At 67.1% G+C, this 24,971-nt stretch carries 26 protein-coding genes and 2 pseudogenes; 14 read left to right on the plus strand and 14 right to left on the minus strand.

The annotated features are described in order from the left end of the window. Positions 1 to 38: 38 nt before the first annotated feature. Positions 39 to 278 (plus strand): hypothetical protein, encoded by a 240-nt coding sequence (locus AB5I40_RS22160; RefSeq protein ID WP_370940417.1) that lies wholly within the window; start codon positions 39 to 41, stop codon positions 276 to 278. Positions 279 to 418: 140 nt separating this feature from the next. After that, positions 419 to 1,267, plus strand: coding sequence for a helix-turn-helix domain-containing protein (locus tag AB5I40_RS22165; RefSeq protein WP_370940418.1), 849 nt, complete (start codon positions 419 to 421; stop codon positions 1,265 to 1,267). Positions 1,268 to 1,279: 12 nt separating this feature from the next. On the opposite strand, the gene AB5I40_RS22170 is transcribed toward AB5I40_RS22165, so the two are convergent. Both AB5I40_RS22170 and AB5I40_RS22175 read right to left on the minus strand, forming a co-directional pair. Next, positions 1,280 to 1,918, minus strand: coding sequence for a DUF4232 domain-containing protein (locus tag AB5I40_RS22170; protein WP_370940419.1), 639 nt, complete (start codon positions 1,916 to 1,918; stop codon positions 1,280 to 1,282). Between the two features lie 46 nt (positions 1,919 to 1,964). Next, positions 1,965 to 2,597, minus strand: a complete 633-nt coding sequence (locus AB5I40_RS22175; protein WP_370940420.1) for a TetR/AcrR family transcriptional regulator — start codon at positions 2,595 to 2,597, stop codon at positions 1,965 to 1,967. Positions 2,598 to 2,802: 205 nt separating this feature from the next. Between AB5I40_RS22175 and AB5I40_RS22180 the strand changes: the two genes are divergently transcribed. From AB5I40_RS22180 to AB5I40_RS22190, 3 genes are read left to right on the plus strand one after another with little or no spacing between them, the layout of a single operon-like run. Next, the gene (locus AB5I40_RS22180) at positions 2,803 to 4,029 is read left to right on the plus strand and encodes a cytochrome P450 (RefSeq protein WP_370940421.1); all 1,227 of its coding nucleotides are present in this window, start codon (positions 2,803 to 2,805) and stop codon (positions 4,027 to 4,029) included. Between the two features lie 10 nt (positions 4,030 to 4,039). Further along, on the plus strand, positions 4,040 to 5,245 hold the full coding sequence (locus tag AB5I40_RS22185) for a cytochrome P450 (protein WP_370940422.1): 1,206 nt from the start codon (positions 4,040 to 4,042) through the stop codon (positions 5,243 to 5,245). A 40-nt stretch (positions 5,246 to 5,285) separates the two neighbouring features. Further along, a complete protein-coding gene (locus AB5I40_RS22190; RefSeq protein WP_116201635.1) occupies positions 5,286 to 5,480 on the plus strand; it encodes a ferredoxin in 195 nt (64 codons plus the stop codon). A gap of 7 nt (positions 5,481 to 5,487) precedes the next feature. Here the strand turns inward: AB5I40_RS22190 and AB5I40_RS22195 are convergent, their stop codons facing one another. Continuing rightward, entirely contained in the window at positions 5,488 to 6,291 is an 804-nt protein-coding gene (locus AB5I40_RS22195; RefSeq protein ID WP_370940423.1) for a class I SAM-dependent methyltransferase, read from the minus strand. A 51-nt stretch (positions 6,292 to 6,342) separates the two neighbouring features. Here AB5I40_RS22195 and AB5I40_RS22200 point away from each other — a divergent pair, with 51 nt between their 5' ends. Further along, complete coding sequence (locus tag AB5I40_RS22200; RefSeq protein ID WP_370940424.1) at positions 6,343 to 6,942, plus strand: TetR/AcrR family transcriptional regulator; 600 nt, start codon at positions 6,343 to 6,345, stop codon at positions 6,940 to 6,942. A gap of 29 nt (positions 6,943 to 6,971) precedes the next feature. Here AB5I40_RS22200 and AB5I40_RS22205 read toward each other — a convergent pair whose 3' ends face one another. The 6 genes from AB5I40_RS22205 to AB5I40_RS22230 form a co-directional block, all read right to left on the minus strand. Beyond that, complete coding sequence (locus tag AB5I40_RS22205; RefSeq protein ID WP_370940425.1) at positions 6,972 to 7,541, minus strand: DUF3995 domain-containing protein; 570 nt, start codon at positions 7,539 to 7,541, stop codon at positions 6,972 to 6,974. A gap of 111 nt (positions 7,542 to 7,652) precedes the next feature. After that, on the minus strand, positions 7,653 to 8,735 hold the full coding sequence (locus AB5I40_RS22210; protein WP_370932070.1) for an ABC transporter ATP-binding protein: 1,083 nt from the start codon (positions 8,733 to 8,735) through the stop codon (positions 7,653 to 7,655). Between the two features lie 12 nt (positions 8,736 to 8,747). Next, positions 8,748 to 9,536 carry a carbohydrate ABC transporter permease gene (locus AB5I40_RS22215; RefSeq protein ID WP_116201681.1) on the minus strand — a complete coding sequence of 263 codons (789 nt, stop codon included), beginning with the start codon at positions 9,534 to 9,536 and terminating at the stop codon, positions 8,748 to 8,750. An 89-nt stretch (positions 9,537 to 9,625) separates the two neighbouring features. Then, a complete protein-coding gene (locus tag AB5I40_RS22220) occupies positions 9,626 to 10,558 on the minus strand; it encodes a carbohydrate ABC transporter permease (protein WP_370932071.1) in 933 nt (310 codons plus the stop codon). Next, the gene (locus AB5I40_RS22225; RefSeq protein ID WP_370932072.1) at positions 10,555 to 11,895 is read right to left on the minus strand and encodes a sugar ABC transporter substrate-binding protein; all 1,341 of its coding nucleotides are present in this window, start codon (positions 11,893 to 11,895) and stop codon (positions 10,555 to 10,557) included. The genes AB5I40_RS22220 and AB5I40_RS22225 overlap by 4 nt, the downstream gene beginning before the upstream one ends. Then, positions 11,888 to 12,895 carry a zinc-dependent alcohol dehydrogenase family protein gene (locus tag AB5I40_RS22230; protein WP_370932073.1) on the minus strand — a complete coding sequence of 336 codons (1,008 nt, stop codon included), beginning with the start codon at positions 12,893 to 12,895 and terminating at the stop codon, positions 11,888 to 11,890. The genes AB5I40_RS22225 and AB5I40_RS22230 overlap by 8 nt, the downstream gene beginning before the upstream one ends. A gap of 185 nt (positions 12,896 to 13,080) precedes the next feature. On the opposite strand from AB5I40_RS22230, the gene AB5I40_RS22235 reads away from it, so the two are divergent. Continuing rightward, complete coding sequence (locus AB5I40_RS22235; RefSeq protein ID WP_370940575.1) at positions 13,081 to 14,010, plus strand: sugar-binding transcriptional regulator; 930 nt, start codon at positions 13,081 to 13,083, stop codon at positions 14,008 to 14,010. 5 nt (positions 14,011 to 14,015) lie between these two features. Here AB5I40_RS22235 and AB5I40_RS22240 read toward each other — a convergent pair. Then, positions 14,016 to 14,318 (minus strand): annotated as a pseudogene (locus AB5I40_RS22240) (winged helix-turn-helix transcriptional regulator); the annotation flags it as partial. Between the two features lie 73 nt (positions 14,319 to 14,391). Here AB5I40_RS22240 and AB5I40_RS22245 point away from each other — a divergent pair. Continuing rightward, positions 14,392 to 14,973, plus strand: a complete 582-nt coding sequence (locus AB5I40_RS22245; protein ID WP_370932074.1) for an NADPH-dependent F420 reductase — start codon at positions 14,392 to 14,394, stop codon at positions 14,971 to 14,973. A gap of 21 nt (positions 14,974 to 14,994) precedes the next feature. Continuing rightward, positions 14,995 to 15,975: pseudogene (locus AB5I40_RS22250) on the plus strand (FAD-dependent monooxygenase); the annotation flags it as partial. Here AB5I40_RS22250 and AB5I40_RS22255 read toward each other — a convergent pair. Continuing rightward, a complete protein-coding gene (locus AB5I40_RS22255) occupies positions 15,935 to 16,075 on the minus strand; it encodes a hypothetical protein (protein ID WP_370940576.1) in 141 nt (46 codons plus the stop codon). The pseudogene AB5I40_RS22250 and the gene AB5I40_RS22255 sit on opposite strands and share 41 nt — an antisense overlap. A 108-nt stretch (positions 16,076 to 16,183) precedes the next feature. Between AB5I40_RS22255 and AB5I40_RS22260 the strand changes: the two genes are divergently transcribed. Genes AB5I40_RS22260 through AB5I40_RS22270 form a run of 3 tightly spaced genes read left to right on the plus strand, consistent with a single transcriptional unit; the run spans position 16,184 to position 18,346 of the window. After that, complete coding sequence (locus AB5I40_RS22260) at positions 16,184 to 16,810, plus strand: hypothetical protein (protein ID WP_370932075.1); 627 nt, start codon at positions 16,184 to 16,186, stop codon at positions 16,808 to 16,810. After that, entirely contained in the window at positions 16,811 to 17,716 is a 906-nt protein-coding gene (locus tag AB5I40_RS22265) for a hypothetical protein (RefSeq protein ID WP_370932076.1), read from the plus strand. It abuts the gene before it with no gap. A 6-nt stretch (positions 17,717 to 17,722) separates the two neighbouring features. Next, the gene (locus tag AB5I40_RS22270) at positions 17,723 to 18,346 is read left to right on the plus strand and encodes a response regulator (RefSeq protein WP_370932077.1); all 624 of its coding nucleotides are present in this window, start codon (positions 17,723 to 17,725) and stop codon (positions 18,344 to 18,346) included. A 100-nt stretch (positions 18,347 to 18,446) separates the two neighbouring features. Here AB5I40_RS22270 and AB5I40_RS22275 read toward each other — a convergent pair whose 3' ends face one another. Continuing rightward, entirely contained in the window at positions 18,447 to 20,951 is a 2,505-nt protein-coding gene (locus AB5I40_RS22275; protein ID WP_370932078.1) for a DEAD/DEAH box helicase, read from the minus strand. 152 nt (positions 20,952 to 21,103) lie between these two features. On the opposite strand from AB5I40_RS22275, the gene AB5I40_RS22280 reads away from it, so the two are divergent. Further along, positions 21,104 to 22,357, plus strand: a complete 1,254-nt coding sequence (locus AB5I40_RS22280) for a primosomal protein (RefSeq protein WP_354742329.1) — start codon at positions 21,104 to 21,106, stop codon at positions 22,355 to 22,357. 5 nt (positions 22,358 to 22,362) lie between these two features. On the opposite strand, the gene AB5I40_RS22285 is transcribed toward AB5I40_RS22280, so the two are convergent. Continuing rightward, complete coding sequence (locus tag AB5I40_RS22285; protein ID WP_370932079.1) at positions 22,363 to 23,067, minus strand: SDR family NAD(P)-dependent oxidoreductase; 705 nt, start codon at positions 23,065 to 23,067, stop codon at positions 22,363 to 22,365. Positions 23,068 to 23,167: 100 nt separating this feature from the next. On the opposite strand from AB5I40_RS22285, the gene AB5I40_RS22290 reads away from it, so the two are divergent. Next, positions 23,168 to 23,722, plus strand: a complete 555-nt coding sequence (locus AB5I40_RS22290; RefSeq protein WP_370932080.1) for a TetR/AcrR family transcriptional regulator — start codon at positions 23,168 to 23,170, stop codon at positions 23,720 to 23,722. On the opposite strand, the gene AB5I40_RS22295 is transcribed toward AB5I40_RS22290, so the two are convergent. Then, positions 23,719 to 24,927: an MFS transporter gene (locus AB5I40_RS22295; protein WP_370932081.1), complete on the minus strand. Its 1,209-nt coding sequence runs from the start codon at positions 24,925 to 24,927 to the stop codon at positions 23,719 to 23,721. The two genes, AB5I40_RS22290 and AB5I40_RS22295, sit on opposite strands and share 4 nt — an antisense overlap. Positions 24,928 to 24,971 lie beyond the last annotated feature (44 nt).

The following is a 24,971-nucleotide window of genomic DNA, read 5'->3' on the forward strand; positions in this document are numbered from 1 at the left end:
CCGGTACAGGCGCTGTCAGCACGTCAGGAGGACTCCGCATGACCCTGCATCCCGCTCAGCCCGAAGAAGCACTCGCCCTCGAGTTCCTCGGAACCACCAGCGCGGGCGGCAACTGCCCCAACGCTTATCGCACCAACCGCGGCACCTACGTCGTCCAGGGCTACCGGGTCACCGACGCCCACGCGCTGCGGCAACTGCGCGAACGCGGCATGCCGGACACCGAGACGGCCGTCGAAATCCCCGTCGGCCTGCTCAAGTTCTTCCCGCAGGAAGCCTGAGCACGACGACCGGCGCAGGCAAGGCAAGGGCATCTCGGCGATTCAGACGCACTAGCCGCCCAGGATTTCTCGAAACTCGACCCCAGGTGTGGGAAGATGCCATTGGGTTCGAGGAATTCCGCATGCGATAGCGAGGGCGAGTGCCTACCAGTTTCGAGAAACGCCGGGCAGAGCTTGGCGACCGCCTGCGCCGGCTCCGGGTCGACGCGGGCTACGAGACCGGGAAGGATTTCGCCAAGGCCATCGGCTGGAACGCGCCCAAGGTCAGCAAAATCGAGAACGGCAGGCAGACCGTCGGCGACGACGACCTCGACGCCTGGATCGCCGCCGTCGGCGGACCGCCGGAGCTGGCCGAGCAGCTGCGGGAGCAACTCGTCGGCGTCCGCGACGCGCACGCCAGCTGGAAAGACAAAGTCCGCGACGGACACCGGGCCAGACAAGAGGAATCCATTGCCAGAGAGGCCCGTGCGCTACGAATTCGCGCGGTCGATCTGCGAATCGTCTCCGGATTGCTGCAAACCCCGGAGTACGCGCGGCACACCTTGCTCGCCCACGCCCGGGTCCACGGCGGCGGACAGGACATCACCGAGGCGGTCCGGGCGCGGATGCAGCGCCAGCAGATCCTCTACGAACCCGGCCGGACCATCGAACTGCTCACCTCCGAGGCCGCGCTGCGCTACCCGAACGCGCCGCACGAGGTGATGATCGCGCAGGTGCACAAGCTGCTCGCGCTGCTCGGCACCCCGAACATCCGCTTCGGCATCATCCCCGCGGACGTCGTCCTGCCCTACCCGGTCACCGCGGACTTCTGGGTCGTCGACGACGTCGCGATGGTCGAAACCCCGGAGGGCGAGCACATCGCGAGCGACTCCGACCCGTACCACGAGGTCGCGGATCTACTGTGGACAGTCGCGGCCGAGGGCGACGCCGCCCGGGCGGTGCTGCTGCGGGTCCTCGATTCCCTCACCCGCGCAGCACCGCCGAGCTAGCCCGGGAAATCCTTACGCGGCAGGCGCTTCGCCAGCGGTCAGCGTACCGACGTCAATGGTGTGACTGTCCGCGTTGGCGTCCACCGCGCCGAAGGTCCAGTCCACCGTCACGTTCGGGTCGATCGGGTCCCCGTGCGGGTTGGAGTCGGCCGGAGCGGTCATGGTCACCGCGTTCGGCGTCTGCTGCTCGTCGTCAGAACCGATAGCGGTCCAGTGCAGCGGCACGTACGCCGACGAACCGTTCGCGATCAGCACCGGCGGCGCGTCGGCCGACGCCTCGTTGTTGACCAGGACGTCGTGCGCGCCGACCAGGTTGACGTCGGCCCGGCCGGACAGGACGCACCGCTCGCCCTCGTTCGCGGTGAACTGCAGCGCCGCCTGGCGCTGGCCCGCGCCGGCCCCGCCGTAGACGAGCTTGGTGCTGAACTGGTTCGCAGTGCACGGAAGCGCCGACGAGTCCGTGCTCGCGGTCGTGGCGGCGGCCGTCCCGGCGAAGGCCGCGGCAGCGCCCCCGGCGACAGCGACGGCGATGGCAATTCGGCGGATGTTCTTCATGATCTCGTCCCCTCTCGCGTTTTCCGGCGGCTCCGCACCGGCTTTCACGAGATAAGACGTCCCCGGCCGCGTCCCGATGGCCCGTTGTGCGATCACCCCTATCGAGGCAACCCGAGACGGCCCGACACGTCCGAAGAAAGGGTCAGATCAAGTCGTCCTTGCCGAGCGGCCGCCCCGGCAGCGGAGTGACCGGGCCGGCGCGCAGGCCGTCGATCATGATGGCGATGCTGCGGGCAGTCGCGAGTTCCGGCGTCTTCAGCCGGTGCGCGGGCAGTTGCCGCACGATGCGCGCGAACAGCACCGCGACGTCGCCCGCGCCCACGTCCTTGCGCAGCGCCCCCTCGGCCTGCGCCCGGACCACCAGGTCGTCGACCTCGAGCAGCACCGCTTCGCGCAGGTGCGCCACCTCGGGATCGTCTTTGAGAATTTCGTGCGCCCGCTGCGAAAGCATCGCCAATTGCATCGACAGCTGCAGTTCCGCGCCGTGGTACAGCAACTGCACCAACGCTTCCCACGCCGACGACGCCTCCACCGACAGCCGCTTGGCGTTGTCCAGCACGCCCGCGAAATTGTCCACCGCCACCGCGCGGATCAGCGCGTCGCGGTCCGGAAAGCGCCGGTAAAGGGTGCCCACGCCGACACCGGCCGCGCGCGCTATCTCCTCCATCGGGACCTCGGGACCATGACTGGCGAAGATGACGCGAGCCGCGGCGATGATCTGGTCGCGGTTGCGTTGCGCGTCCGCCCGCAGCGGCGTCTCGGGGTCTGCACTCATAACCCGGCCTTCCCTCTTCCGGTTGGCGCGCATTCTCGCATGCCCGGCCAACTGCGCAAACGTGCCGGCAAGCCGGGCCGGACAGCAATTGTCACCCCGTTGCTAGTGGACGACGATCCTCCACTTCGGTACCTTGGGCAGTGAACCGGAATGTAATCCTCCACATTCATTCCGTAACGGGGCAAACCCACCACAGGGGGTTCTGATGACCGAAGTCGCCCAGTCCAGCCGCATCCAGCCGGAGCAGGCCGCTTTCCCGATGAAACGGACGTGCCCGTTCGCGCCGCCGCCGGGCTACGACCGGTTCCGCGACGCTCGCGCGCACTACGTCGAACTCGAACACAGTGGCCAGCGCACCTGGGTGCTGAACCGGCACGAGGACCTGCGGGCGATGCTGAACGACCCGCGCTTCAGCTCGGACCGCTTCAACCCCGGCTTCCCGATCCTGTTCAAGAACGGCCAGCAGCGCCGCCCGAAGCTGCCCCCGTCGCTGATCGCGATGGACGCGCCGGTGCACGGCCCGGCGCGGCGCGGCGTCGTCGGCGAGTTCACCGTCAAGCGGATGAAGGCGCTGCAGCCGCGCATCCAGGAGATCGTGGACCAGCACATTGACGCGATGCTGGCCGGCGACAAGCCCGCCGACCTCGTGTCCGCGCTCTCGCTTCCGGTGCCGTCGCTGGTGATCTGCGAGCAGCTCGGAGTCCCGTACTCCGACCACGACTTCTTCCAGAAGCACAGCTCGCGCATCCTCAACCGCGAATCGACCCTCGACGAGCGCACCGAATCAGTCGACGAAATGCAGAATTACCTGTCCGAACTGGTGTCCGCGAAGGAAACCGCACCGGCGGACGATCTGCTCAGCCGGCAGATCGCGAAGAAGCGCGAAGAGAACGACTACGACCACGACGCCCTCGTGTCGCTGGCGTTCCTGCTGCTCATCGCCGGGCACGAGACCACCGCGAACATGATTTCGCTCGGCACCGTCGCGTTGCTCGAGAACCCGGACGCGCTCGCCGCGATCAAGGAGGACCCGGGCAAAACCCTCGACGCCGTCGAGGAATTGCTGCGCTACTTCACCATCGCGGAATTCGCCACCACTCGCGTCGCTCTTGAGGACGTCGACATCGCGGGCGTTACCATCAAGGCTGGAGAAGGCGTGCTCGGCCTGAGCTACGCGGCGAACTTCGACCCCGACGTCTTCCCCGAGCCTGAGCGGCTCGACATCACCCGCGGCGGCAGGCACCACGTCGCGTTCGGCTTCGGCGCGCACCAGTGCCTCGGCCAGAACCTCGCGCGGATGGAACTGCAGATCGTGTTCGACACGCTTTTCCGCCGCATCCCGACGCTGCGCCTCGCCGCGCCGGTCGACCAGTTGCCGTTCAAACACGACTCCGGCGTCTTCGGGCTCTACTGCCTCCCGGTGACCTGGTGAAGGGGAAACGATGACTGCCACTGAAGAACTCCGCATGCCGGTCGCCCGCACCTGCCCGTTCTCTCAGCCGGAGCAGTACGTCCGGATGCGCGAGGACAGCGCGCTCCATCGTGTGCAGATCCCGGGCGGCAAGCAGGCCTGGGTCGCCGCGCGGCACGAGGAAGCCCGGCAGATCCTCGGCGACCGCCGGTTCTCCTCCGACCGGTTCCTGCCCAATTTCCCGTTCCTCGCCGAGGGCGGAGCCGCGATTCTCACCAACGCCAAGCAAAAGGCCATGATCGGGATGGACGCGCCCGAGCACGGCGAGGCCCGCCGGGAGGTGCTCGGCGAGTTCACCGTGAAGCGGGTCGAGGCGATGCGGCCGCGGATCCAGGAGATCGTCGACGGCCTGATCGACGAGTTGCTCGCCGGGCCGAAACCGGCTGACCTGGTGGAAAAGCTGTCGCTGCCGGTGCCGTCGCTGGTGATCTGCGAACTGCTCGGCGTCCCGTACGGCGATCACGACTACTTCCAAGAGCGCACCATGGCGCTCATCCGCCGCAGCACCAGCGTCGAGGATCGCAAGAAGGCGTCCGAGGAACTGCGCGGATACCTCGGCGGCCTGGTCACGGCCAAGGAAAAGGACCCGACCGACGACCTCCTCGGCAGGCAGATCGTCAAGCGCCGCGAGGAAGGCACCTACGACCACGACGCGATGATCGGGCTGGCGTTCCTGCTGCTGGTCGCCGGGCACGAGACCACCGCGAACATGATCTCGCTCGGCACCATCGGGCTGCTGGAGAACCCCGGACAGCGCGCGACGATCGAGGCCGACCCCGGCAAGACGCTCCTCGCGGTCGAGGAATTGTTGCGCTACTTCACGATTGTCGAAGGCGCGACCGCGCGGGTCGCGACCGAGGACGTGGAGATCGGCGGCGTCACGATCAAGGCAGGCGAGGGCGTGCTCGTGCTGGGCTACGCCGCGAACTGGGACCCGGAGGTGTTCGAGAGCCCGGAAAAGCTCGACCTCGAACGCGGCGCGCGCCACCACGTCGCGTTCGGGTTCGGGCCGCACCAGTGCCTCGGGCAGAACCTGGCGCGGATGGAGCTGCAGATCGTGTTCGACACGCTCTTCCGCCGCATCCCGACGCTCACGTGCACGCTCCCGGCCGACCAGCTGCCGGTGAAGAAAGACGCCACGATCTTCGGCCTGTACCAGTTGCCGGTGACCTGGTAGAGATCAGAGTGCTCCCACCACAAGCCAGGAAGAGGCCATCATGAAGATCATCGCGGACACCGGCAAGTGCGTCGGCGCCGGCCAGTGCGTGCTCACCGAGCCCGCGCTGTTCGACCAGAGCGAGGACGACGGCACGGTCATCGTCCTCAACGACACTCCGGACGGCGAACTGATCGAGAAGGCGCGCGAGGCCGTGAACATCTGCCCGAGCCAGGCGCTTTCGCTGGAGGAGTGACCAGAGGTCAAGAAGACAAGCGGACGGCGGTCACCACGGCGGTCGAGTAATTCGTCGTCAGGTGACCGCCGCGCGCGTCAATCGCGGCTCCGACCTCGGCCAGCACCTGGTCGCGCTGCTCCGGCGTCGCCACGGTCACACCGCCCTGGGTCGCGAGCAAGTCCAGCCACTCGTCGCGGCTGTAGTTCTGCGTCCAGTCGTAGCGCCAGTTCTCCGTTTCCGCGAACGCGCCGGTCTCGGCCAAACCGGCGGCGGCTTTGTCGAGCATCGGCTGATAGGCGTCCGGGCTGGGGCTTTTCAGGTAGTTGCCGCTGAACGGCGAATCCGGCATCGTCCGGCGCAACGCGTCCGCCAGTGCGTGCGAAATTTCTTCCGGCGGCATGAAGACGTGCCAGAACGCGGCGAACCGGCCGCCCGGGCGGAGCACCTGCGCGGCCTTCGCGGCTCCCGCGACGGGGTCGACCCAGTGCCACGCCTGTCCGGACACGAGGGCGTCGAACGTCCTTCCCGCCGGGGCCCATTCCTCGAATTTCGCGACCTCGACCGGGAAACCGCGCCGGGCGAACTCCGCCATCCGCTCGTCCGGCTCCACGCCGAGCACCACGGCGCCATGGACGCGAAATTGCCGCCCCTCGATCCCGGTTCCGCAGCCGACGTTGAGAATTTCATTCCCCGGGCTCGCTGCGAGGACAGCAGTCACCAGTTCGTCCGGGTAACGCGGGCGGGCCCGGTCGTAGCGCTCGGGATCGACGCCGAACGACTCCGCCATGGTCCGGTGCTGATGCGGTTCGGGACGGGGTAAAGTGGGCATGTGCCCACCATAGTGGGCAAGCGCCCACTATGGCTAGGAAGGACCCTCACGTTGCCCACCGGGATCCATCTCCGCGACGTCCGCGCCCAGCTTTTCGACGCCGCGGAACGGGTTTTGCTGCGCGCGGGCCCGAGCGGTCTCACCAGTCGCGCCGTCACCACCGAGGCGGATTGCGCGAAGGGCGTGCTGCACCGGCATTTCGAGGATTTCGACGCTTTCCTCGCCGCGCTGGTGCTCGACCGGATCCAGCGTCTTGAAGCCCGCGCGGACGACCTGCGGGCCGGAACCGGCGATCTGGTCGAGACAGTGGCCGAAGTGCTCACGGAGGTCTTCTCGTCGGTCGCGGTGTCGATCGTCGCCCTGATCACCTTCCGCGACGAACTGCGGCACCGGCTCCGGGCGGCGCGGCCGGGCCCGGGGATTCCGCTGGCCACCGACGCGGCGAACGTGCTCGCGGATTACCTTGCCGCGGAAAGAAATCTCGGCCGTCTCGTTCCGGACGCCGACGTCCAGACGCTGGCTCCGACGCTCATCGGGGCGGGCCACCTGCTCTTCGCCGATCGAACCGGGGAGCCGCCGAGCGAGGAAGCGGTGCGGCAGATGGCGGCCACCGTCCTCGCTGGGGTGCTCGTGAGTGTTGATCCCGGTTAGAACCGGGATCAACACTCACGACCCCCAGTTCACCCAATGCCGGTGGCCACCGCGGCCACCGACAGGGCCAACGCACCCAACGCGCCCACCACCCCGTAGCTCGTCAACGTGCGTCGGTCATCGCGGTGCCGCAGGTACAACGCGACAGTCCCGGCGAACGCGAGACCACCAGCGATGAACCACGGCCCCCACAGATAGAGGTACCAGCCGACCAGGTCAGACAAAGCCGGATCGACGGCTACAGCGCCAGTCTTGACCAGCACGCCCTGCACGACGAACAGCCCGCCGTGCCAGGCCAGCAGGATCGCCGCACCGGCACCGCAGAACACCATCGTCCGGCTGAGCCACCGGCCGCGCGGTCGAGTCAGGCTGATGCCGATCACGGCACCGAAAACCTTCAGCAGACCGGTGATCACCAGGACGGTCACAAACCACGGCACCCGGTCCTGCGCGAGTTTGACGAGCGACGGCGACACCGTCGAGGTTGCGCCGAAGGTGTTGCCCGTCGCCCAGACGAAGCTGGGGACGGCGAACGCGGCTCCCCAGACCGCGGCGGCGTAACCCGGCCAGTTGCTCAACTCCGCTTGCTTCGACGACATGCGTCAAGCGTCGCCTTGAACGGGGCGGAGGGGATCGGGCGCGAGGGGGAAGCGTCTCCCCCGTGAGAGCGAAGTGCCGGCGCCGGATGAAACCAGCACCGGCACTTCCGCTCAGCCTAGGCGCAGCGTCGTCTTCGGGTCGAACGCGTGCGTCTCGCCCTCGCCGCGCAACGCGACCCGGACGTTGTCGCCGATCCGGGGCGGCGTCCGTCCGTCGACCCGGACCACGAACCGGTCGTCGCCGACCTTGCCGTGCAGGTACGCGTCCGCGCCCAGCTCCTCGACCAGCTCCACCACCAGTTCGAAGCCCTCGTCCGCCTCGCCGACCAGGCGCAGCGACTCCGGCCGGATCCCGAACACGATCTCCGACAGCCCAGCCGCCGCAGTCCGCACCTCAGTAGGCAGCGGCACCACCAGGTCACCCAGCTGCACGCCGCCGTCGGACAGCGGCAGCGTCGCCAGGTTCATCGCCGGCGACCCGATGAACCCGGCTACGAACGAGTTCGCCGGTTTCTCGTACAGCGACCGCGGCGCGTCGCATTGCTGCAGCACGCCGTCCTTCAGCACGGCCACCCGGTCGCCCATCGTCATGGCCTCGACCTGGTCGTGCGTGACGTAGATGGTCGTCGTGCCGAGCCGTTGCTGGAGTTTCGCGATGTTGGCGCGGGTTTCGACGCGCAATTTCGCGTCCAAATTGGACAGTGGCTCGTCCATCAGGAACACGCTCGGCTCGCGCACGATCGCCCGGCCCATCGCGACCCGCTGCCGCTGCCCGCCGGACAACGCCTTCGGCTTGCGGTCGAGGAAACGGGACAGGTCGAGCATCGTGGCAGCCTCGTCGACGCGCTTCTTGATGTCGGCCGCCGAGAAACCGCGCAATTTCAACGCGAAACCCATGTTGTCGGCGACCGTCATGTGCGGGTACAGCGCGTAGGACTGGAACACCATCGCGATGTCGCGGTCCTTCGGCGGTAGGTCGGTCACGTCGCGGTCGCCGATCCGGATGGCACCCTCGTTGACGTCCTCCAGCCCGGCGAGCATCCGAAGCGCGGTGGACTTGCCCGATCCGGACGGGCCGACGAGCACGAGAAATTCGCCGTCCGGCACTTCGAGGCTCAACTGGTCGACCGCGCGGACGCCCGGGTTGCCGGGATAGACGCGCGACGCCTTGTCGTAGATCACTTCAGCGGACATCAGCGTTCTCCCTTACTTCACAGCGCCCATGGAAAGCCCGCGCACCAGGTGGTTCTGCGCGATCCAGCCCACGATCATCACCGGCAGCGAGGCCAGCAGCGCGGCGGCGGACAGCTGGGCCCAGTACAGGCCCTCGCTGGTGATGAAGCCGACCAGGAACACCGGCACCGTGCCGGCCCGGGCGGCGGTGAGGTTGACCGCGTAGAAGAACTCCGTCCAGGAGAAGATCACGCAGATCAGCGCGGTCGCGGCGATACCCGGCGCGACCACCGGCATGATGATTTTGCGCAGCAGCGTCGGCAGGTTCGCCCCGTCGATCCGCGCCGCCTCGATCATTTCGCCGGGGACTTCCAGGAAGAACGACCGCATCATCCAGATCGCCAGCGGCAGGTTCATCGCGGTGTACAGGATGATCAGCGCCCACACGGTGTCCAGCAGATTGGTGTTCTGCGAGATCACGTACAGCGGAATGATCGCCGCGACGATCGGCAGCATCTTGGTCGACAGGAAGAAGCCCAGCGCGTTCTTCGTGCCCTTGACCGGCGCCAGCGACAGCGCGTACGCGGCCGGGATTCCCAGCAGCAGCACGAGCAGCGTCGAAATCACCGTGACGAACGCCGAATTTCCCAGGTATGGCAGGAAACCGCTGTTGAGCACGCCGGAGATCTGGTCGAACGTCGGCGTGAAGAACAGCTTCGGCGGATCGGTGTAGGCGTCGTTCTCCTGTTTGAACGCGGTGAGAATCATCCACAGCAACGGGAAAACGAAGAGGATCGCGATGATCCAGGTCGCGACGGTCAGAGTGCCCGGGCCGTAGCGGCGTTTCGTCTTGCGCTGCGGAGGCGGCGCGGTGTCGGTGGCGGCGGGCGAGGCGGTGGCGGTTGCGGTGCTCACTTGACTCCTCCGTCCACGGAGAACGCGCGGAACATCAGCCGCAGCGCGAACGTCGCGACGATCATCGTCAGGATGACCACGACGACGCCCATCGCGGACGACTGGCCGATGTCGAAGCCCTCGAACGCGCGCTGGTAGATGTAGAACGGCAGGTTCGTGCTGGCCGTGCCCGGACCGCCTTGTGTCATCAGGAAAATCGCGTCGAAGCTGTTCACGATGTAGATCGCGCCGAGCAGCGTGGCCAACTGCAGGAAGCGCGACAGGTGCGGCAGCGTGATCGACACGAAGGTGCGCCAGCGGCTCGCGCCGTCCACCGACGCCGCCTCCAGCACCTCCTTCGACTGGCTCTGCAGCCCGGCGAGGATCAGCAGCGTCATGAACGGCGTCCACTGCCAGATGATCTGCGCCATCACCGCGGCCATCGGGAATTGCGAAAGCCAGTCGGTGTCCGTGCCGAACACGAAGTGCAGCAACCCGAAGCTCGGGTCGAACACCGTCGTCTTCCACAGCAGCGCACCCGCCGCCGGGAGGATCAGGAACGGCGTGATCAGCAGCGTGCGGACGAATCCGCGGCCGAAGAACTTCCGGTCGAGCAGCACCGCGAGCCCGAGCCCGAGCAGCAGCGAAAGGAACACGCAGACCACGGTCAGGACCACCGTGTTCAGCAGTGCGCCGAGGAACGTCGCGTCGGTGAAGACGTCGACGTAGTTGCGGAAACCGACGAAATGCCGCGAGCCCGGCCGCACCAGGTTCCACGACTGGAACGAGTAGAACACGGTGAGCAGGAAGGGAATCTGCGTCACGGCGATCACGAAGATCAGCGCGGGCAGCAGCGGAAGCCGCCGTTTCCCGGTCGAACCGGTCACTTTCTTCGCAGCGGGCTTCGCGGTCGCCGGCGCGGTTCCGGCGGGGACGGAGAGGGTGCTCATCGCTGCACCTCCTGATAGGACTTTCCGACGGATTCCGCGTATTTCTGCGATTGCGCGAGCGCGTCGGCGACGGAGGTCTGACCGGCGATCGCGGCGGACAGCTGCTGGCTTACCCGGGTGCCGAGGTCCTGGAACTCCGGGATCCCGACGAACTGGATGCCCGGGTACGGCACCGGATTCACCATCGTCTTCTGCTGGTTGGCCGCCGCGATACCGTCCAAAGTGGGCTGTGCGTAGGCTTTCGCGGCTTCCTTGTACTGCGGGATCTCATAGGTCGACTTGCGCGTGCCCGGCGGCACCCGGTTCCACCCGTAGGTCTCGCCGACCTTCTTCGCGTATTCCTTGTTCGTCATCCACGCCATGAACTTCCAGGCGTCGTCCTTGTTCTTGCCGACCTTCGGGATGCCCAGCGACCAGGTGTAGAGCCAGCCGCTCGCCTGCGTCTTCTCCACCGGCGCGGCGACGTAACCGTTCTTGCCGCTGACGTGGCTGCTCTTCGGGTCTTCCGTGGTGCCGGTCATCGACGTGGCGTCGTACCACATCGCGGCGTTGCCCTGCGCGTACTTCGTTCCGCATTCGGTGAACCCGGCACTGGAGGCACCGACCTCACCGTGGTCGCGCAGCAGGTTCACGTAGAAGTTGGCCGCCTGGGTGAACTCCGGGCTGGTCAGCTTCGCGTTCCAGTCCTTGTCGAACCATTGCCCGCCGAAGGTGTTCGCCATCGTCGTGAACGGCGCGAGGCTCTCGCCCCAGCCCGGCTTGCCGCGCAGGCAGATTCCGGAGATGCCGGCCTGCTTGTCGTCGAGTTTCGCGGCGAAATCGGCGATCTGCTGCCACGTCGGGTGCGCCGGCATGTTCAGCCCGGCCTTCTGGAACAGGTCCTTGCGATAGACCACAAAGGACGATTCGCCGTAGAACGGCACCGCGTACATCTGGTTCTCATACGACAGCGACTGCCGGATGCTCGGGATGAAGTCGGCCTCGTCGTACCCTGGCGTCGCCTTCATATGCGGTTCGAGGTTCTCCAGCCAGCCGTTGGCTGCCCATTGCGGAGCCTCGTAATTGCTGATCATCACCACGTCGAACTCGCCGCCCTGGGTGGCGGTGGACGCGGTGATCTTCGCCCTGGCCTCGTTTTCCGGCAGGGAGACGAACTTCAGCTTGATCCCGGGGTTGGCCTGCTCGAACTCGCCCTTGAGCGAGATGGCGTCCTTCATCTGCGGATTGGACACGATCGCGACGACCAGTGTCCGCCCGCCGGTGCCGATCGCCCCGGCTCCGGCGCATCCCGTCACTAACAACGCTGTCGCGGCAAGGAGGCACAGGAGTTTACGCACCGCCACCACCTCCGGGCAGCACCTGGATCTTGAGGCCGGACCCGCTGCGCATCTTCGCCAGCGCCTCGGGGTACTGCTCGAGCGGAAGGGTGTCGGTGATCAGCGCTTCGGTGTCGATGTAGCCGTTCGCGACGAGGTCGAGCGCGTTGCCGTAGCTGTTCAGCACGGCCATCGAACCGACGATGGTGATTTCGTCGTTGTAGATGCGGAACGGCGAAAGCGCGACGCGAGCTTCAGCCGGGGCGACGCCGAACACGAGCAACCGGCCGCCGCGGTGAAGCGCGTTGAACGCGGCCTCGATGGCGGGTGCCGCGCCAGTGCAGTCCACTGCGGCGTCGAAGCGTTCATCGTCCAATTCGGACACATCGGAAGCCACCGCGGCCGCACCGAGATCGGTCGCCCTCGGAAGCCGTGCGGCATTGCGGTCGACCATCGTCACGTGCGCGCCCGCGCGGAGCAGGAGCTGCTGCATGATCAGGCCCATCGTGCCCGCGCCGACCACGAGGAAGCGTTCGCCCGCCTCCACGCCGATCCGGCGCACGCCGTGCACCGCGCAGGAAACGGGTTCGACCAGCGCGCCCTGTTCCCAGGTCATCGAGTCGGGCATCCGGTAGCAGGTGTCGGCGGGCACCGCGACGTACTCGGCGAACGCGCCGTTGACCGTGTCGCCGGTGGCGTTCCAGTTCGCGCAGAGGTTGCCGTGCCCGGACCGGCACGGGGTGCAGTATCCGCAGTAGATCGACGGGTCGACCGCGACCCGGTCGCCGACCTTCCACTCGGCGGGCACGTCCGCGCCGAGTTCGACGATCTCCCCGGAGAACTCGTGCCCGGGGACGATGGGATACGGGGTCGGCGGGAAATGCCCGTCGGCGATGTGCAGGTCCGTGCCGCAGATCCCGCAGGCACCCACCTTCACGACGACCTGGCGCTCCCCGGGCTTCGGATCGGGAACCTCGCCGACCCGGATCTCCCCGGGCCGGTCCACGATCGCGGCGCGCATGCGTCATCACCTTCCAAGATGCTCATTTGAGCGATTTTGACTTATGCCGTAGGTAACATGCGTAGGCATTACAGGCCCCTGCCTGCGGATCCGTCAACCGGCAAAGCTCATTTTTGCGCTATCCTGCTCATGTGAGCAGGAAAAAGGGGCCACCGCCGCTGACCGAAACGCTGCTGCTGGCGACCATGGCCAGGCGGTTCTACGTGCAGGGCGCCTCGAAGCTGGAGATCGCCGACGAGTTCGGCATGAGCCGGTTCAAGGTCGCGCGGATGCTGGACGCGGCACTCGAGTCCGGGCTGGTGCGGATCGAATTCGACCTGCCCGCGCCGATCGACGTCGAACTGTCCGACGACATCCGCCGCGCCTACCGGCTAGACCGCGTGCTCGTGCTCGAACGAGCATCCGAGACCGAGCCGCGCGAGATCGTCCGCAAACAGGTCGGCGCGCTGGCCGCCCGGCTGCTGGAGGAGATCGCGACGCCGGACGACGTCATCGGGCTGTCCTGGGCGCGGTCGGTCAACGCGATGACCGAGGCGATCCGGACCCTGCCGCGCTGCCCGATCGTGCAGCTGTGCGGGGTGCAGGCCGGGATGGACATGCGCGGCCGCTCGGTGGAGACGGTCAGCCGCGTGACATCGGTATCCGGCGGCGATTCGTACCCGATCTTCGGCCCGCTGGTCCTGCCCGACCGGCGGACGACGGAGATCCTGCGGCACCAGCCGGGCATCGCGGAAACGTTCGCGCAGTTCGGAAAACTCACCAAGGCCGTGGTCAGCATCGGTTCGTGGGAGGCCGGGGAATCGACGGTGTACGACGCGCTGGACGAGGCCGAACGCGCCGCCATCGCCGCCAGGGGCGCGACCGCCGAGGTCGCCGCGCGGCTGTTCGACGCGGACGGCAACTCGCTCGGCACCGGGCTCGCGCATCACGTGCTGGCGATCAGCCACGAGGAGCTGATGTCGGTCCCCGAGGTGATCGCGATCGGTTACAGCCGCCCGAAAGCCGAAGCCGTGGACGCGGTATTGCGGTCCGGGCTGGTGTCGACGCTGGTCACCGACGCCGCGGCGGCCGTACCGCTGCTGGAGCTGGCGCGGGCGAGGCCGTTGCCCTCATGAGCGAGCTGCGCGTCGAGCACCTGATCGCCGTACTCCGCCGCCCAGTGCCCGAATCCCTCGATCGGCCCGAGAAAACTCACCCCTAGGTCGGTAAGCCGATACGCCCCGTCCACGCGCTCGACGAGCCCGTCGCGTTCCAGCTTGCGCACCGCCTCGGTGAGCACCTTCGCGCTGATCCCGCCGATGCGTGTGCGCAGCTCGCCGTGCCGGAGCGGGCCGTTCTTCAACGCCCACAACACGACCGGATGCCAGGTGTTGGCCACGAGGTCGAACGCGAGCCGGGTGCGGCAGTCGGCGATGAAGTCCATGGTTACCTTTCGGTTCCTGCCCGGGTCCATAACGTCGCTTCCGTACAACCACGCGACGACAGGAGACCTTCCCATGCGCATCGCCCTCTTCGGCACCGGCGGAATGGCGTCCGCCCTCGGCGGCCAATGGACCCGGCACGACCTGACCGTTTCCGGCCGCTCCCCCGCTGGTGCCGCCGCCTTGGCAACCGAACTCGGCGCTGAGGTGGTGGACTGGGCCGACGCTGCCGCCCGCGCGGACGCCATCCTGCTGGCCGTCCCGACCACCGCCCTCGAAGCCCTGCTCACGCCACTCGACCTCGCTGGCAAAGTCCTCATCGACTGCACCAATACTCCCGGCGCGACCGGCGAACCGGTGGCCGCCCGGATCGCCGAGTACGCCCCCGGTGCGTCGGTGGTGAAGGCTTTCAACCTCGCCCACGTGGACGTCTGGCGGATGACCCCGCCGCTGTTCGAAGGCCGTCCGCTCGGCGTCCCGCTGTGCGGTTCCCCGGACGCGGTCGCTGTGGCAACGGAGCTGGTCCAGGACCTGGGCTGCACTCCGCTGCCCGCTGGCAGCCTGGAGCGGGCCGCCCTGCTGGAAGCCGCCGCCGGACTGGCGATCGGACTGTGGTTCGACGGTTTGGATGCGCGTTCCATGCTCATGGCGAGCTGATCGGGCCTATCCTGTTCGCCTATGGGCGGATCAGCGGTCATTGTCGGCGGCGGAATCGGCGGTTTGGCCGCAGCGATCGGCCTGTCGCGAGTCGGCTGGCAGGTCACCGTCTTCGAACGCCTGCCCGGCGAACTGGACGACTCCGGTTCCGGCATTTCCCTGGCCGCCAACGGAGTACGGGCCCTGGACGCGTTAGGCGCCGGCGACGCACTCCGCGCCGCCGGCCGCTTCCAGCGCACGGTAAGCACCCGCAACCCGCGCGGCGCCTGGCTGGCCCGCATGGACGGAGCCGAACTCGAACGCGTCGCCGGAACCCCGATCGTCGGCATCGCACGGTACGAACTGCATCGGTTGTTGCGTTCCTTGCTGCCCTCGCCGGTGGTGCGCGATGAGGTCACCGCCGTCGAGGGCAACGCCGTGGTTACTTCCTCGGGCCGCCACGAAGCTGACGTGGTCATCGCCGCTGATGGCGTCAACAGCCTGCTGCGCAAGCACTTCTTTCCCTCGCATCCGGGGTCTGTCTACAGTGGATCTTCGGTAGTCCGGGCCATCACCGCCGAGCCGGTCGAACTGTCCTCTTCGGACTTCAACCTCACCTGGGGCCGAGGCGTCGAGTTCGGCCACATCGTCTTGGCGGACGGCCGAGCCGAATGGCACGCAGTGCTGACTATTCCGCCGGACACCCGATACCCGGATCTCCTGGCCGAAATGCGCCGCCGCTTCGGCTCCTGGCACGAGCCGATCACCGCGTTGCTCGACGCGACCGACTCGGAAGCCGTGCTGCACCATGATGTTTACGAGCTGGTGACGCCGCTGCCGTCCTATGTGGCCGGTCGGGTTGCCTTCCTCGGGGATGCCGCGCACGCGATGCAACCAAATCTCGGCCAGGGTGCCTGCCAGGCCTTGGAAGACGCGGTGACGCTGGCGGCCGCGCTGTCATCAGCCGACGTCGACACCGCACTTACTCGATACGACGCCGAGCGCCGTCCGCGCAGCCAAGCCGTCGCCCGCGCTGCTCGGCAAACCGGCCGGATGGGCCAGCAGCTGACGAACCCCGTCGGGATCGCAGTGCGGAATGCGATGTTCCGGGCCATGCCGACATCGGTGATGGCCCGGTCGATGCTGCGCTACACCCGTTGGCAGCCGCCACGTCTGATCAACTGAAATTCCTGACTTCGCCGCGGCGAACGACTGAAGGGGCCTTGCCGGCATGATCGTCCAGTGGTGCATAAAAGGATTACACCTAGAGAACGACCAAGAAGCGCGAGCCTTGATCGACTGCAACGCCGGACTTCATTGCAACTGGTGGCGGAAAGTACACCACATTACGCCCGCAGAGGTCAGAGGCAAGCTTACGACCACAGCACTCGACCGCCACGTCAACCACTTCGACCAACCTGACCCGATCACCGGAGTTGCCTTCAGCGAGGAAAGGCCCTTTATCTCGCTGACGGCCGGCACTGTGGAGCGCGATAGATTCGCCGTCACCAACCACGTACGGCGAGCACAAGACACCGCACTGTGGTTCGGCACCAACTATGGCGAGCACGAGTTCGCCTATCTCTACACCTGCTGGGTGCTGCTCGCCCCGCGACCCGCGGTGGGGATCGAAGGGGTCGCCGAGGAAATACGGGACCTCAACGCCTACCGGAGATACTCCGCGTACCAAACCGAAGGCGAAGTGACCGCCAAGATCCAAATTCCGGACAACCAGATCAAGTCATGCGAGAAGTGGCAACTGGACCGATCAAAGAAGTCCTTCAAGCTGAAATGGACGCACTCAAACCCTCGATTCACTGAGCCTGAGGCGCTGAGCAACGTCCGGGAGCTGATCTGAATGGCCTGGGAAGAACTGCGAGCACTCAACCTCTCCGCCGAGCAGGTGCGCACCGCGGCCAAGTTTCACGAAGCATGCGCGCAAACCGCACTCGCCGAGTTCGAAGCGATCTCGCGTCGCACTCCCGTCTCCGGACCGGAGAACCTGAACGACATCCAGTTTGCCCTTCGAGCGAACGCGGCCAGCGCGCTACGCGAGGCTGCTCAGTGGAGACTGCTCCTGAGCCCCTCGAGTGCGCTGCCCGACCTAGGTCAAGCCGGTTCCCTGTTCCAACAGCTCGGCCAACCATTCGGGTACTACCTGAAGTCAATGGCGGGAACGCTCGACGAGCGAGACCAGAACCGGATCGACCTCCTGATGCGCGCGATGGTCGCCGAGTTGACCGACGAGCGTCCGGATCACCCAGAGATCCCTGCTGCCTCAGAAATCCGTGTTCGTCATCAACAGCAGGCATACCTGATCGTCACCGCAAGCAGCCTCGACTCGGGGAGCGCTCAGCGACTCAGTCGCCTCGCTGCAATCCGGTCGCCGCACCGTGACGGCGTCATTCCGGTCGGCAGCCTTGGCACCCCGATCGCCAAGTACTGGTCAATCGCCAGACATCTGCTTGGAGACGGAGAGGAGGACGCACTCGCCATAGCCAACCTGCTCCACTCGATGTGCCGAGCGTACGGCGAGACGATGGCGCTGGCCCAGTCCAACAAACACCTGTGGAAGAATGCCTCAGCCCCAGTCGACGTAGCCGACCTTGACATCTCCGGCCTAACCGCCTTCTCCGTCCGACGGTTCGGTCTCGCGATGATGGAGGACGTGCTCGCCGACGCAGGTCCGCTCGATCAGCTCGCCCGAATACCGTTGAACCTGGGATTATCCCTCGCCCGGCCGAATCCGAACGACCTGGAGTAGCCAGAAGTGGACACGAACACTGTCATCCTGATTCTCGGCGTGCTCATCGTGGCCGGCGTCTTGGTGCTGCTGTGGCGGGGACAGAAAGGCTCCCGGCCAAGCACCCTCAAGCTGTCCTTGTCCGATATCTTCAAGATGGACCTGTCGCTGTCCCCGCAGAACGCGGCCCAGGCCGAGGAAGACGTGCGAAAGGCCGAGAAGACCAAAGATCCGCAACATTCCCCGGGCATAATCTCCGAACTGGGGGCGACAAGCGCGCTGGCCCGGGTGCTCTGGATCGATGACCGGCCGGACAACAACGTTTACGAAACCCTCGCGCTGCAACGCCTCGGAAAGCTCGTCACCGTAGCGACTTCAAGCGCTGCCGCGCGCATCTACCTCAGCGGGATGGACTTCGCCGCTGTCGTCACCGACCTTGAGCGCGACGGCGACCCCGATGCCGGCAGGCGGTTCATCCAGGAACTCCGGGCCGCGGGCAACCGCATTCCGGTTCTGGTCTACACCGGAAACGCCAGTTCAAGCGCTGCGGCCGCGGCCCGGGCTGCGGGCGCGGACGGAGTATTCGACCTCCCGCACCGCCTCGTCCAGGACATCGAGTCCCGAGTCACGAGCAGTCGCCGGAAGCGCTGACCATCCGCAGACCCGCTAGGTCGAATCGGGTGGTTTCTCCAAGACAGCGACGGACACCGGAAGAGCCAACCCATGGGCTCGCACACCGTGGCCGAAACCCTCAGAGCTGATTCACGTCCACAACCCGAACCACCGCACTGCCCACCTCATCCGAGGCACGCAGATCGACCTCCGCGCTGATCCCCCAGTCATGGTCCCCAGCCGGATCGTCGAAGATCTGCCGCACCCGCCACAGATCCGGCTCCTGCTCGATCAGCAGCAAAGCCGGACCGCGTGCGTCCGGGCCGATTCCCAGCGAGTCGTGCTCGTCGAAGTAGTCCTCGATCGCGTCTTCCCACGCGTCCGCGTCCCAGCCGGAGCCGGAGTCCAGCGAGCCCAGGGTGTCGTAAGCCCGGCGCGAAGCCAGCTCCACCCGGCGGAACAATTCGTTGCGCACCAGCACACGGAACGCTCGCTCGTTGCGAGTGACCGCGGGCGGCTCGGCGGGCGGACGGTGCGAAACCGGGCCCTCCTCGTCCGGATGCCGCAGCGCTTCCCATTCGTCCAGCAGGCTCGAGTCGACCTGGCGCACCAGCTCGCCAAGCCATTCGATGAGGTCCTGCAACGGTTCGGTCTTCGCCTCGTCCGGCACGGTGTGCCGCAGTGCGTCGTAGGTGTCGGCGAGGTAGCGCAGCACCAAACCCTCAGAACGCGCGAGCTGATAAAAGCCCACGTATTCCACGAAGTTCATCGCGCGCTCGTACATATCGCGCACCACCGACTTCGGCGACAGCTCGTAATCCGCCACCCACGGATGTCCGGCGCGATAAGACTGGTAAGCCGCGTTAAGCAGCTCCTCCAACGGTTTCGGGTACGTGACGGACTCGAGAAGCTCCATCCGCTCGTCGTACTCGATGCCGTCGGCCTTCATCGCCTGCACGGCCTCACCACGCGCCTTGAACTGCTGCTGCGACAGCACCGGCCGCGGATTGTCCACAGTGGATTCCACAATGGACACCACGTCCAACGCGTACGACGGCGACTCCATGTCCAGCAATTCCACCGCGGCCAACGCAAACGGCGAAAGCGGCTGGTTCAACGCGAAATCGAACTGCAGATCCACCGTCAGGCGAACGATGCGCCCCTCGGCGTCCGGTTCGGGCAGCCGTTCCACGACGCCGGCGGCCAGCAGCGAACGGTAGATCTCGATCGCCCGCAGGATCAGCTTCCGCTGCGTCGGACGGTCCGAATGGTTGTCCTCCAGCAGATGCCGCATCGCGTCGAAAGCGTTGCCGGGGCGCGAAATCACGTTCAGCAGCATCGAGTGGCTGACCTGGAAGCTGGACGTGAGCGGTTCCGGATCGGCCGCGATCAGCCGGTCGAACGTGCTCTCGGTCCAGTTGACGAAGCCCTCCGGCGCTTTCTTCCTAACGATCTTCTTTTTCTTCTTCGGGTCGTCGCCCGCCTTCTCCAGCGCCTTCGCGTTCTCCACCACGTGATCCGGGGCCTGCACGACGACATAACCGTCGGTGTCGTAGCCGGCCCGGCCCGCGCGTCCGGCGATCTGGTGGAACTCGCGCGCCTTCAAATGCCGCTGCCGCACGCCGTCGTACTTCGTCAGCGCCGAGAACACCACCGTCCGGATCGGCACGTTGATGCCGACGCCGAGCGTGTCCGTCCCGCAGATCACCTTCAGCAGCCCGGACTGCGCAAGCGTTTCGACCAGCCGCCGGTACTTCGGCAGCATGCCCGCGTGGTGCACGCCGATGCCGTGCCGCACGAGCCGCGAGAGCGTCTTGCCGAATCCGGCGGAGAACCGGAAGTCGCCGAGCAGGTCGGCGATCGCCTCCTTCTCCGCCTTGGTGGTGACGTTGATGCTCATCAGCGTCTGCGCCCGCTCGATGGCCGCGGCCTGCGAGAAATGCACGACATACACCGGCGCCTGGCCGCCGTTGAGCAATTCGGACATCGTCTCGTGCAGCGGCGTGAGCGCGTACCGGAAGGTCAGCGGCACCGGCCGCTGCGCCGAAGTGACCACCGCGGTCGGCCGTCCGGTCCGCCGGGTCAGGTCCTTTTCGAAGAACGAAACGTCGCCGAGCGTGGCCGACATGAGCACGAACTGTGCGTTCGGCAGCTCGATCAGCGGGACCTGCCACGCCCAGCCGCGGTCCGGTTCCGAATAGAAGTGGAACTCGTCCGCGACGACCTGGCCGACCGGGGCGCCGGCGCCGTCGCGCAACGCGATGTTCGCCAAGATTTCCGCGGTGCAGCAGATGATCGGCGCGTCCGCGTTGACGCTGGAATCGCCGGTCATCATGCCGACCTGGTCGGCCCCGAAGATCTCGATGAGCTGGAAGAACTTCTCCGACACCAGCGCCTTGATCGGCGCGGTGTAAAAACTGCGTTTGCCGTGTGCGAGCGCGGTGAAGTGCGCGCCGACCGCCACGAGGCTTTTGCCGGAGCCGGTCGGCGTCGACAGGATCACGTTGGCCCCGGAGACGACCTCGATCACCGCCTCCTCCTGCGCGGGGTACAGCTCGATCCCCCGTTCGGCCGTCCACGTCGTGAAGGCTTCGAACAGGGCATCTGCGTCGGGATCCGCTGGCAGGAGGTCGGTGAGAGTCATCGCGGCACCTATCGTGCCATCCCGCCCCCGGCCGCAGGTGCAGGGGAGATCGCGGGTGCTTGCCCTAACCCGTAGGCTTCCGGTACCGCGCGCTGCCGGAGGGGACGGACAGGCGGGCGCGCACACGGGCGGTACTCGCGGAGGATTCGGCAATGGCACAGGACATCATCCCGATCGAGCTCGGGCTGCCGCAGGGCGACGTGGTCACCCTCTGGGCCCCGCGGTGGCGGGAGGACGGCGAGGAGTGGGAAGCGTTCCTCGGCGACGAGGACGACCTGTACGCCTTCCCGGACGCCGCGCACCTGGCCGCCTTCGTGCGCACGGCCGAGCAGCACGACCTGCTCGACCACCCGGCGTGGGACGCGGTGCCCGCGCTGAACGTGCCCGAGCTGATCCCGGACGACGACCACTCCTACGACCTCGTCGGCGTGCCCGAACTGGTCGCCGAGGAGCCGGACTCGTGGACGATCGGCGAACTGGCCGAGATCGTCGGCATCGTGCGTTCGCTCGCCGACGTGTGCGAGCTGGACGAGGTGCACGAGGTGCTCGACGCCTACGAGGGCTTCTCGCTGCTGGAGCAGGGCCGGCTGCCGTTCACCGGGCGCGAGGGCGAAGCGCTCTGGAACGACCTGTCGAAGGCCGTCTCCGAGAAGTGGGACACCGTGCTCGACGCGATCGACAACCTGGTGACCGTGCCGGACGTCGACGCCGCGGTGCTGGAGCAGACCGCCGAAGAGCTGGCCGCCTTCCACGAGGAGTCCGCTGAGGCGGAGGCCGGCGAAGAGGACGGCGGGCCGGAAGACCTCGAAGCCGTCGACGGCGAAGACGAGGACGCCGAGGACGAGCCGGTCGGTTTCTGGGGCGAGGTCGGCATCGACCCGATCAAGATCGTCACCTCCGGCGCGGAGTACTACACGCTGCGCTGCTACCTCGACGACAAGCCGGTGTTCCTCGGCAACGACGGCGAGATCGACGTGTTCAGCTCGCCGAAGGCGCTGCTCAAGGCGATCAAGGCGGGCGACGAGCTGGCCGATACCGACATCGCCGGCGTGTCCACTTGGGACGAGGTGCGCGAGAAGGCGGCGGCCGACGAGCTCGAGGTGGAGGTCGACACCGACAACACCTACGTCTTCCCCGGCCTCGACGACGACATCGCCGAGGGCCCGGAGTCGATCGACCCGACCCAGCTGGAGCTGGCGGTCGAGCTGATCACCGACGCCGCCGAATGGGCGGGCGACGACACCGTCGAAACCGCGCTGGCGGCCAACGAAAGCCTCGGCTGGCTGGTGTCGTTCGTGCTGCGGCCGGACCCGAGCCGGCTCGAGCCGAGCGCTCCGTTCGACACCGAGCAGAGCGCCTGGCGCAAGCTGGTGGAGGACTTCGAGAACCGCCTCACGGTGGTCTGAACCTCTTAGAGGGCGTCGAACACGCTCTCGGCCGAGTCACCGGCGGAGAACATCTTCCAGGCGACGCCGGCGATCACATCCGGATCCAGGGTGTGACCGCTGGCGTCGCCGTATTTTTCCGGCTGCGCGGCGACCATCCGGTGGATGTCGCCGCGTTCGATCAGGCCGCCGATGATCAGGCTGCCCGCGTACACCCCGGTTCCGGCCAACCCCTCGTGCAGCGTCCGCGCGTAGTTCCGCAACGCCGCTGACGACACCGCGAGCGCGCCGAGCGCGGGCAGCGGCCGCACCGCGCTGAGCCCGCCGGCGAACAGGAATCCGCCGCTGCCGCGTTCCAGCATTCCTGGCAGCAGCTTGCCGACGACCTCGACCGCCGGATACACCCAGCTCATCGCTTTCCGAACGGCGTCCACGGTCGCGTCGGTGATGTCCGTGGGAATGCTGTCCGCTTCGATCGCGGCCGGGCCGTAGTAGGCGACGTCGATGATGCCGAACCGTTCGGTGATTTCGTCGAGCGTCGCCCCGATCCCGGCGCGGACGTCGCCGACGAACGCTTCCGCGTTGTCGAGTTCGGCCAGGTAGGCCGGGTGCCGCTCAGCGGTACGCGAAACGAGCGCGACGTTGTATCCCTCGTCGGCGAACCGGTGTGCCATCGACATTCCGAGACCGGGTCCGGCTCCGAGGACGACGGCGGTCGGGCGAGTGGTCATGGCTTGTCCTTCCCCAGGATTAAATCGAGGGCACCCTCGACTTCGTTCGCCAAGCTACCACAAAACCCGAGGGTGCCCTCGACTTTGTACGATGGCTCCCATGGCCACCGGATCGAAGCCGTTGCGCGCGGACGCCGCCCGCAACCGCGACAAGCTGCTGGCCGCCGCGACGCGCGCGTTCGGCGAGCACGGCCTCGACGCGCCACTGGAGCAGATCGCCCGCAGCGCCGGGGTCAGCATCGGCACGCTGTACGCGCACTTCCCGACTCGGGACGCCTTTGTCGACGCGATCCTGCCCGCGCAACTCGCCGCGTTGGACGACCTCGCGACAACGGCATTGGCCGAGCCGGACCCGTGGCAGGGCTTCACCGGATTCCTCGACGGGCTATTTGCGTTGCAGGCCAAGGATCACGGACTCAGCGACGCCCTCGCCCGACGGCTGCCGCTGAGTCCCGCTGTCCTGGAGGCGTGCCACACCGGTTTCGAGCACGCGGCGCGAATCATCGACCGGGCAAAGGAATCCGGTCAGCTGCGCGCCGATTTCGAGCCCGCGGATCTCGCCCCGCTGGTCTCCGCGATGTCGCAGCTGATCCGCGAATCACCCGAAACCTGGCGACGGCATTTGGCGTTCTTTCTCGACGGCCTGCGCGCTTAGTCCTTTTCGGACTCCGCGCGCACCGGCACCAAACCTATTGCCAGCAGCGGGAAAATCGCCGCTACACAATAAGCCAGCGCATACCGGCTGTCCCCGATCACCAGACCCAGCAACGGCGGCGTCAGCGACGCGGCGATGTTCTGCGCGGTGTTCTGCGTCCCCATCGCCCGACCGGACCACGCGACGCCGGCCAGCTCAGCCGACGCGGTGAAGCCGAGACCGTTGTCCGCCACCGTGATCACCGCCGCCAGCACCAGCGCGGCCAGCACGAGCCACAGCCCCGTCGCGTCGCCGACCGCGACCAGCAGCATCACGACGACGCTGGCGACGGCGAGCTGCCGCATCGGCCGCAACCGGCTGCCGACCCGGTCCGACCAATACCCCGACGCCAGCCGCCCGAGCGCGCCGAGCACCTGAGCCACCGCGACGAACACCCCGGCCTGCGCGGCGGTCCACTGATGCTGCGACACCAGATACACCGGCGCGAAGGCGGACACCGCGAACTGCGGCACCACCAACAGCGCGCTCGCGCCGTGCACTCGCCACAGCCACGGCTTGCGGTACGGCGACGGCGGCCGCTCCCCCTTCGCCGCGCGTGGCGGCCGCGGCGGGTCCACGACGAACGCCGCCACCAGCAACGCCACTCCGACCGCGAGCGCGGCGGGAAGCAGCATCGCCGCCTGGAATCCCCACTGCGCGGCCAGCGGCGGCAGCCCGAGCGCGGCCACGCCGACACCCAGCGGCTGCGCCGTCTGCCGGATCCCCATCGCGACGCCGCGCTCGGATTTGGCGAACCAGCCCATCACGACCCGGCCGCTCGCCGCGTTCACCGAAGCCGTGCACGCACCGGCCACGAGAAACACGCCAAAGAGAAGGCCGACTGGGTGGTGCCACAGGGCGGCGTACACGAGGAGTAACCCCGAAACACCCAGGCCGAGCGCCATGATGAGGCGCTCGCCGTAACGGTCCGCAGCCGCGCCCCAGGCAATCAGTGTCAGCAACAGGCCGATGCTCGGCGCCGCGACGACCGTGCCCGCCTGCGCCAGCGTCAAGTGGTCAGCCTCGCGCATAGCGGGCACGAGAAACGGCAGCCCGTAAAGGAAAGAGCAACTGGCGGTCTGCGCGGCGAGACCGAGCGCGAGGATCAGCCACCGCCGCGAGCTGCCTTTCTGCCGCACCTGCTCCCCGGTCTCGACCTGCGCCATTCCGTCCACCGTCTCAATATTTGAGAAATATGTCTTACATAGTG

Origin of the sequence: Amycolatopsis sp. cg13 (assembly GCF_041346965.1) — a bacterium.
Lineage (GTDB): Bacteria > Actinomycetota > Actinomycetes > Mycobacteriales > Pseudonocardiaceae > Amycolatopsis.